This window comes from Nocardioides sp. J9 (assembly GCF_007829375.1).
In the GTDB taxonomy this organism is placed as follows: domain Bacteria; phylum Actinomycetota; class Actinomycetes; order Propionibacteriales; family Nocardioidaceae; genus Nocardioides.
The window spans coordinates 101,589-109,835 of record NZ_VLJQ01000099.1 but is presented as its reverse complement, the minus strand read 5'-3'; the positions used below and the strand labels follow the sequence as shown (position 1 = coordinate 109,835).

General features: G+C 71.9%; 9 protein-coding genes. 4 read left to right on the top strand and 5 right to left on the bottom strand.

All coding sequences use genetic code 11. From position 1 onward, the window contains the following. Nucleotides 1-125: 125 nt before the first annotated feature. A complete protein-coding gene (locus L615_RS17380; protein ID WP_028654707.1) occupies nt 126-995 on the top strand; it encodes a sulfotransferase domain-containing protein in 870 nt (289 codons plus the stop codon). 269 nt (nt 996-1,264) lie between these two features. Here the strand turns inward: L615_RS17380 and L615_RS17375 are convergent, their stop codons facing one another. Genes L615_RS17375 through L615_RS17365 form a run of 3 tightly spaced genes read right to left on the bottom strand, consistent with a single transcriptional unit; the run spans nt 1,265 to nt 4,125 of the window. Beyond that, nucleotides 1,265-2,329, bottom strand: coding sequence for a glycosyltransferase (locus L615_RS17375; protein WP_028654706.1), 1,065 nt, complete (start codon nt 2,327-2,329; stop codon nt 1,265-1,267). Between the two features lie 22 nt (nt 2,330-2,351). Further along, nucleotides 2,352-3,338: a GDP-mannose 4,6-dehydratase gene (gene gmd / locus L615_RS17370; RefSeq protein ID WP_028654705.1), complete on the bottom strand. Its 987-nt coding sequence runs from the start codon at nt 3,336-3,338 to the stop codon at nt 2,352-2,354. Between the two features lie 58 nt (nt 3,339-3,396). Next, entirely contained in the window at nt 3,397-4,125 is a 729-nt protein-coding gene (locus tag L615_RS17365) for a hypothetical protein (protein WP_186449913.1), read from the bottom strand. A 64-nt stretch (nt 4,126-4,189) separates the two neighbouring features. On the opposite strand from L615_RS17365, the gene L615_RS17360 reads away from it, so the two are divergent. The 3 genes from L615_RS17360 to L615_RS17350 all read left to right on the top strand — a co-directional run bounded on the left by L615_RS17360 (nt 4,190) and on the right by L615_RS17350 (nt 6,117). After that, nucleotides 4,190-5,035, top strand: coding sequence for a methyltransferase domain-containing protein (locus L615_RS17360; RefSeq protein WP_051485498.1), 846 nt, complete (start codon nt 4,190-4,192; stop codon nt 5,033-5,035). A 108-nt stretch (nt 5,036-5,143) separates the two neighbouring features. Further along, complete coding sequence (locus L615_RS17355) at nt 5,144-5,380, top strand: acyl carrier protein (RefSeq protein ID WP_028654703.1); 237 nt, start codon at nt 5,144-5,146, stop codon at nt 5,378-5,380. Then, nucleotides 5,377-6,117 carry an SDR family NAD(P)-dependent oxidoreductase gene (locus tag L615_RS17350; RefSeq protein WP_028654702.1) on the top strand — a complete coding sequence of 247 codons (741 nt, stop codon included), beginning with the start codon at nt 5,377-5,379 and terminating at the stop codon, nt 6,115-6,117. The genes L615_RS17355 and L615_RS17350 overlap by 4 nt, the downstream gene beginning before the upstream one ends. A 269-nt stretch (nt 6,118-6,386) precedes the next feature. Here L615_RS17350 and L615_RS17345 read toward each other — a convergent pair whose 3' ends face one another. Then, on the bottom strand, nt 6,387-7,346 hold the full coding sequence (locus tag L615_RS17345; protein ID WP_145725868.1) for a GDP-mannose 4,6-dehydratase: 960 nt from the start codon (nt 7,344-7,346) through the stop codon (nt 6,387-6,389). After that, on the bottom strand, nt 7,343-8,128 hold the full coding sequence (locus L615_RS17340) for a DUF563 domain-containing protein (protein WP_186449912.1): 786 nt from the start codon (nt 8,126-8,128) through the stop codon (nt 7,343-7,345). Before L615_RS17340 ends, L615_RS17345 begins: the two co-directional genes overlap by 4 nt. Between the last annotated feature and the right edge of the window lie 119 nt (nt 8,129-8,247).

The following is an 8,247-nucleotide window of genomic DNA, read 5'->3' as shown; positions in this document are numbered from 1 at the left end:
GGTGGCCGCGCGGTGCCCGCGGCGGGCTGCGGCTGCGACCACGGTTCCCGCTTTACTCTACGAGCGGGCGGCCAAAGGGCTACGGTGTCGGCCGGTGTCCCGGTGACGAGAAGGAAGCACAACCCATGTCGACCTCCCTCGACCCACGCGAGTGGGCCGCACGTACCGTCAACTGGCCGCCGGCCCGCACGGCCGTCAAGCGCGCGGTGCACCTCGCCGCCCGCGGACGCGGTCGCGTGCTGACTGCGCGCGACGCGGTCCCGGACCCCGGCACGATCATCGCCGCTGGCCCGCAGAAGGCCGGCAGCCAGTGGATCAAGGCGCTCTTCGACCACCCGGTCGTGCGCGCGCAGACCGGCCTGCTGACCCTGCCGCAGCTCGACTACGAGCTCACCCCGCCGCGCAACGGCTTCCCGGCGGGCACCTACGTGCCCGGCTTCTACGGCACCTACCAGGACTACCTCGCGCTGCCGAAGCGCCACCCGCACAAGGTGGTCTACCTGGGCCGCGACCCGCGCAACGTCGTCGTGTCCGGCTACTGGTCGGCCGTCGAGACGCACCGGCCCACCCACCTCGAGGAGGCCGAGCGGCTGCGCCTGGAGCTGAAGCAGATGTCGATGGACGAGGCGCTGCTGAGGATCATCTCGCTGTGTGGCGGCCACTTCGCCGCCATGGCCTCCTGGGTCGGCGCCGACGACCCGGACGTCGCCCGCTTCCGCCTCGAGGACGTCGCCCGCGACTCCGAGGCCGTCGTGCGGGCGATGCTCGAGCACTGCGGCATCGAGCTGTCCGAGGCCGACCTGGCCACCCTGCTGCGCGACACGTCCAAGGACGCGCTGCGCGCCAAGGACCTCGCCCAGCGCAGCCCGGACAGCGAGTCGCACTACCGCAGCCGCGCCTCGCGCTACCAGGACGTGTTCAAGCCCGAGCACCACAAGGCGATCGAGGAGGTCGCCCCCGGCCTGGTCGAGCTGCTGGGCTACGAGCCGGCCTGAGCCGCCTGGTCGCGGGCCGGCCGGGCGTCGTACCTGCTGGCCGGTTCCCGGGGTGGTGGCCCTTGCCGTGGTCGACCGGGTCGGGAATCACCACGGAAGCGGTGATTCTTGCGACGCATGGGACAGGTGTGACCGTCCGCGTCGCGCCTCGTGCAGCGCGGACTTCCTGACCGCTCCTGGCACTTCCTGACCGTTGCAACGGTCAGGAAGCGCAGGAATCACCTCTGGAGAGGTGATTCCCGACCCCGCCAGGCCCGGGCCGAGCGCCCCTACCCCTCCAGCGCACCCCGGGTACGACGGATGGTGCGCTCCCACGTGAACGTCTCCGCCCACTCCCGGGCAGCGGCCAGCTCCGCCTCGTCCATCGACCCGGCCCGCAGCACGGCCTCGGCGAGCGCGGCGGGGGTCCAGTCGGCCATCACGGTCGCGTGGCCGCCGGCGACCTCGAGGCAGGCGGGCTCGGGGCCGATGACCACGGGCTTGCCGAGCGCCATCCCCTCGACGGTCGGCAGGCCGAAGCCCTCGAAGTCGCTCGGGAAGACCACCATCCGGGCGGAGGCGATCACCTGCTGGAACTCGTCGTCCGGCAGGAAGGGCGCCAGCTCCACGACGTGGGCGATTCCGCGCTCCTCGATCGCCGCCTGCAGGGCGGGCCTGCGGGCGTTGCCGACGCCGAGCACGAGCAACGGGGGTGCGTCCGCGCCGCGGGCGACGAGGTCGGCCCAGGCGTCGAGCAGCAGGTCGGGGTTCTTGTTCGTGTGGTGCGCGAAGGACACCGCCGGGCCGGTGCGGTCCGGCGCGGGCCAGTCGCGCACGTGGTCGGCGCCGAGGTGGGCGACCACCGCGGGCTTGCGGGCGGTCGACGGGTGCAGGCGGTGCAGGTCGTCGAGGCTGCGCTGCGAGATCGCGACGAAGGCGTCCGCCATCTGGTAGGTCCGGCCGTAGGAGACCGCGCGGATCAGCCGCCGGCCGCGGCTGAACTGCTCGGGCCGCAGCTCGTGGCGCAGGTCGAGGATGATCGTCGCGAGCCGCCCGGGGCCCAGCGAGAGGACCGAGGTCGTCGGGGCGGTGGCCAGCACCGCGTCCGGGCGCAGGCGTCGCGCGAGCGAGCGCATCCGCGTGGTCTGCGCCCACGGCCGCCCGACGACGTACGGGCGCGGCACGGGGAGCTTGTGCAGCGTGTGCGGCGTGCCCGCGCCGATCGAGGAGTCGGCGGGCACGGCGACGTGGAGCTCGTCGTCGGGGTAGACGTCGTGCCACTGCGCCAGCACCGCGTCGACGAGGGTCCGGATGCCGCCGAACTCGGCGGCCATCGCGTCGATGAGGATCTTCATCGCAGCAGCCCGCGCCGCGGGCTCAGCCCTCCCGCTTGTGGGCGACCAGCCGGCCGAGCTGGTCGATGTCGGCGTCGACCATCAGCTCGGCCAGGCCCTTGGCGTCGGTGCTGGGCTTCCAGCCGAGCACCTCGCGTGCCTTGGACGCGTCGCCGATGAGCGCGTCGACCTCGGTCGGGCGCTCGTAGGACTGGTCGTAGCGGACGTGGTCCTCCCAGTTGAGGCCGGCGTGGCTGAAGGCGTACTCGCAGAACTCCCGCACGGTCGTGCCGATGCCGGTGGCGAGCACGTAGTCCTGCGGCTCGTCGTGCTGCAGCATCCGCCACATGCCCTCGACGTACTCCTTGGCGTAGCCCCAGTCGCGGACCGCGTCGAGGTTGCCCAGGGTGAGGTGGTCGGTGATGCCGAGCTTGATCGACGCGACGCCGAGGGTGATCTTGCGGGTCACGAACGACTCGCCACGGCGCGGCGACTCGTGGTTGAAGAGGATGCCGGAGACGGCGAAGAGGTCGTAGGCCTCGCGGTAGTTCACCGTCACCCAGTGCGAGTAGAGCTTGGCGGCGCCGTACGGCGAGCGCGGGTAGAACACCGTGCGCTCGTCCTGCGGCGGCGGGGTGGCGCCGAACATCTCCGACGTGGACGCCTGGTAGAACCGGCAGTCGATCCCGGACGCCCGGATCGCCTCGAGCAGGCGCAGCGTGCCGACCGCGTCGGTGTTCGCGGTGTACTCGGGGAGCTCGAAGGACACCTTCACGTGGCTCTGCGCGCCGAGGTTGTAGACCTCGTGCGGCTCGATGTCGCGCACCAGGTTCACCAGGCTCACGCCGTCGGTGAGGTCGCCGTAGTGCAGGTGCAGGTCGGGTGTGCCGCCCAGGTGGTCGATCCGCGACCGGTTGAGCGTGGAGTGGCGCCGGACCAGGCCGTGCACCTCGTAGCCCTTCTCGAGGAGGAGCTCGGCCAGGTAGGAACCGTCCTGCCCGGTGATGCCGGTGATCAGCGCGCGCTTCATGGGCGGTGACCCTAGCGCGAGGTCGCCGGACTTTTCCGGCCGTCCGCAGGTTCGACGCTCAGGACTTCTCCATCCAGCGCCTGACCTCGGCCTCGATCTGCGCCTGGCGGCCCTCGCGGTGGAAGAACTTCAGCCGCTCCGGCAGCTCGCGCACCGGCTCCGCCGGGTTGCCGCGGTAGAGGGTCAGCTCGGCGTTCAGCTTGGTGGCCACCACCGAGCCGGCGGACACGATCGAGCGCGCCGGCACGTTCGTGCCGCTCTGCAGCGTGCAGCCCGACATCAGCACGCCGTAGTCGCCGAGGGTCACCTTGCTGCTCCCGAACCGGTCGGTGACCAGGTTGAGGTTGTGGGTCAGGATCGCCGAGCGGAAGCCCGCGATCGCCGCCTGCTTGCCCAGCTCGATCCGGTCGGTGACGTCGAGGTCGTGCGCAGTGGTGATCACGGCGTACTCGCCCATCACCAGCGACGGGTCGCGCCGCGGGTCGGAGTAGATCCCGGACGACGACGGCACGCCGACGATCCAGTTGCGGCTCCCCCCGCGCCCCCCTCCCGGACAACCAGTGCTCGCGATGCTCGCGCCCTTCGCCATGCGCAGCTCGTCGAAGTCGCGGATCACGTTGAGGTGCCCGATCTGGGCGCCCTCCTCCATGGTCACCCGCGGCACCATCACCAGGCTGCGCCCGATGTACGCCGTGGGGTGGATCTCCCAGCCGAGGAGGCGTCGCGCAACGACGTGCTTGAGCCGTTGCGGCAGGAAGATCAGGAGCAATGCAAGGACACGCGTCATGGAAGTCCTCGAGAAGTGGTTGGATGCCGGGCGGGGGAGTCTATTGGACGAAGAAGGGACCAGCATGGGAACGACCGAGGCCGCGCCGAGCCACGAGCCGGATGTCCACTACGACCGCGTCCACGAGGCGTGGCGGTTGATCCTGGGCTCGGAGTTCCACTACGGCTACTTCGTCCCCAGCGGCATCCCGCTCGTCGACGCGACCGCCGCGCTCACCGAGCAGATGCTGCAGCGGGCCGGCATCACGCCGGGCGCCCGGGTGCTCGACGTCGGCTGCGGCACCGGGCACCAGTCCTGCCAGCTCGCCTCCGAGCACGGCGCCGAGGTCCTCGGCATCACGACGAGCGGCACCGGCGTGGCGGCCGCGACCGAGCTCGCCGCGTCCCGCGGGCTGGCCACCGCCCGCTTCGAGCAGCGCGACGGCACGGCCAACGGCCTGCCCGACGCCTCCTTCGACGTGGTCTGGGCCCTGGAGTCCTCCCACCTCATGCGTGACCGCAAGGGCCTGCTGTCGGAGTCCGCGCGGGTCCTCGTCCCCGGCGGCCGGTTCGTGCTGTGCGACATCATCCGCCGCCGCGAGATCCCCTTCCTCGAGGTCCGCGAGCGTCGCGACGAGTTCGCGCTGCTGCGCTCGGTCTACGGCGACGCGCACATGCTGCCGCTCGACGACTACGCCGCGATGCTCACCGAGGTCGGCATGGAGGTCGACGACCTGACCGACATCAGCGACGAGACGCTGCCGACCTTCGCCGCCTGGCGGGCCAACTGCGAGGAGCACGCCGACGAGATCACCCGGCTGATCGGCGCCGACGGCCTCGACGAGTACGTCCGCTCCACCCACGTGCTCGAGGCGTTCTGGAACGACCGCACCCTCGGGTACGGCATCCTGCGGGCCACCAAGCCCGCCTGACCGGAGTGCGGACAGGCCTCGTGACCTGACCCGCCCCCGACCGTTGGGGTGGGAGAACCGCCAGACCGAGCGTGTTGTGGTTGTCGTGCAGTGTCGAAAGGATCAGTAGTGACCGTGGATCGTGCCCGGGCCGTCATCGTGGAGTTCCTCCAGCGAGCCAACAAGGAGTTCGGGGAGCTGACCGACGACCTCAGCCTGTACGGCGGCGGGCTGGAGCTCGACTCGCTCGAGGCTGCCGAGCTCTCGGCCGTGCTCGAGGACGAGTTCGGGTCGGACCCGTTCTCCACCGGTGACACCCTCCCCGAGACCGTCGGCGAGGTCCTCGCCTTCTACAACGCCGCATGACCGCTCCCATCGAGGCGCGCGTCGCCCTGGTCACCGGCGGCAGCCGCGGCCTGGGTGCGGGGATCGTGGAGGACCTGCTCGCGCAGGGCTACGCGGTCGCCACCTGCTCCCGCTCCCGCACCGACCAGGTCGAGCTGTGGGAGAAGGAGCACCCCGACCGCTTCCACTTCCAGACCGCCGACGTCTCCGTCGAGGCCGACGCCACCCGCTACGTCAAGGACACGGTCGCCCGCTGGGGTCGTATCGACGTCCTCGTCAACAACGCGGGCGTCGCCGGCGAGGGCATGATCGCGCTCACCGACGACGGCATGATCGACCGCGTCGTCGACCTCAACATCAAGGGCACGCTCTACGTCACCCGGGCCGCCAGCCGCACCATGCTGGCCCGGCGCAGCGGCGCGATCGTCAACATCTCCTCGGTCGTCGGCCTGTCCGGCTACCGCGGCCTGTCCGTCTACAGCGCCACCAAGGCCGCCCTCGACGGCATGACCCGCTCCCTGGCGCGCGAGCTCGGCTCGCGCGGCATCACGGTCAACAGCGTGGCCCCCGGCTACCTGCGCACCGAGATGAGCCACGGCCTCGACGCGGACCAGCTCAAGCAGATCGAGCGCCGTACGCCGCTGGGCCGGCTCGGCGATGCCGAGGACGTCGCCCGCGTGGTGTCCTTCCTCGTCGCCCCGGAGAACCGGTTCATGACCGGCCAGGTCCTCGTCGTCGACGGTGGCCTGACGGCATAGACGGCGCGAGCGTGTCGCCTGTCGAGTGCTGCGCGCGGGCACTCGCAAGCTCGGCCCGCACTTGCCCTCGACGCGCCTCCGGCGCGGGCGCCACGCTGCCGCGCGCGCAGTTGCCTTGAGCGGGTGGCACAGTCCGCCCGGCGGCAAGCCGGGCGTAGGTGGTCCGAGCGGTGTTCCCGGTGGTTAAGCCCTCTCCGGTGGTTGAGGTGCGAGGAGCGCCCGCGACGATCCTCGGAACCTCCGGGCCGTCCCGGCGGGCTGTGGCCCGTTCAGAGGTAGGAGACGTCGTCCTCGACCCCGGTGCGGACGCGCTCGAGGTCGACCTCGACCATGCGGGTGACGAGGTCGGCGAACGACGTCGTCGCCCGCCAGCCGATCGCGGCGGCGGCCGGCTCGGGGTCCGCGCGCAGCACCTTCGAGTCCGCGGGGCGCACCAGCGCGGGGTCCTGCACGATCCGTGACCACGGGTCGTCGACCCCGGCGGCGGCGAAGGCGACCTCGACCAGGTCGGCGAGGGAGTGGTCGACGCCGGTGCCCAGCGGCAGGTCCACCGGCTCGTCGCGACGCAGCATGCGGACGAACGCGTCGACGTACTCGGCGGCATGGCCCCAGTCGCGGCGCACGTCCAGGGTGCCGAGGGTCAGCTGGTCCTGGCGTCCCAGCGCGATCTCCGCGGCGCCGCGGGTGATCTTGCGGAAGACGAAGCCCAGCGGGCGCACCGGGCTCTCGTGCACGTAGAGCCGCGCGTACGACGCCGGCAGGCCCTCGCTGCGCGCCTTCTCCACGACCCGCTCGGCGTCGGCCTTGGCCCGTGCGTAGGGGCTGTCGGCCGCCTGGCCGACCACCTCCGCGGACGAGGCCTGGAAGAAGCGGACCTCACGGCCGCGGGCGGCGATGTCGTGGGCCGCGGCGACGAGGTCGACGACGGCGTCGTGGTTGACCCGACGGGTGAGCTCGGGCTCCTGCCAGCTGCGGCCCACCGAGCTGAGCGCAGCGAGGTTGTAGACCTCCTGTGGCGCCACGTCAGTCACGAGCGCGCGCAGCTCGGGGCCGTCGGTGATGTCGACCTCGCGCAGCTCGACACCGTCGAGGTAGGCGTCGACGCGGGGACCGGTCGCACTGCCGGGCCGGACGACGCCGACCACCCGCATCCCGTCGGCGAGCAGGCGGCGGGCGAGGTAGATGCCGTCCTGCCCGGTCACGCCGGTGACCAGTGCGGTGCGGGTCATGCGGCGAGCAGCTGGTCGAGGGCGTCCATGACGGCGGCGGGGGAGAGCTCGATGTCCTGCATCAGCTCGTTGTCACCGGTGCGCTCCGGCGTCGGCGCGACCAGGTAGCGGTAGCGCGAGTCCGCGATGTTGGCGGTCATCGCCCAGTAGCAGTGGACGGTGTAGCCGGGGGCGAACATCTCCAGCACCCGCACGCCGGGGCGGCAGAAGGCGAGGTTGGTCAGTGCCGCGCCGTGCGGGGCGACGACGACACGAGCGGCCGCGAAGTGGTCGACCTGCTCCTGCACGGACAGGCTGCCGGGGTCGACGCAGGTGAAGCCGCGCGCCTGGAGGGCGGCGCGGACAGCGTCCTCCTGCACCATCCGGCGGGTGTGGGGCGTCGTGCCGCGGGTGACGTAGATCTTCTCCGGCAGGCCGGTCGTCCGCTGCGGCGGCAGGTGCTCGCGCAGCCACGCCTGCGACTCGGGCGGGGCGTCCATCACCGCGTTCGGCAGCGACGGCACGAGCAGCCGCTTCGCCTGCAGGTGCAGGCCGGGCCCGGGGGTGACGACGCGGTCCGGCTCGATGCCGAGCATCGCCAACAGCTGCTTCTGGTAGCCGGTGTGCCGGTCCAGGACCCACACGTCCGGCTCGATGTCGCCGAACGCCTCGCGCAGCAGCCCGATCCGGGGCAGCTCGTCGGTGACGAAGTGGTAGAAGTTGTGGCCGGTCCCGCGCGCGGAGAGGACGGCGACGGTGCCGTCGACGACCTCGGGCCGCGACGGCCACGGGTTCCAGAACACCGGGTGCTCCCGCCACGACGAGATGCCGAAGTAGTGGCTGGNGCCGGCCGCCGGCGAGCTCGAGGACGAACCGCTCGGGGATCGTCGTGCGCGTCCGGTCCGAGAGGAAGGTCAGCCCG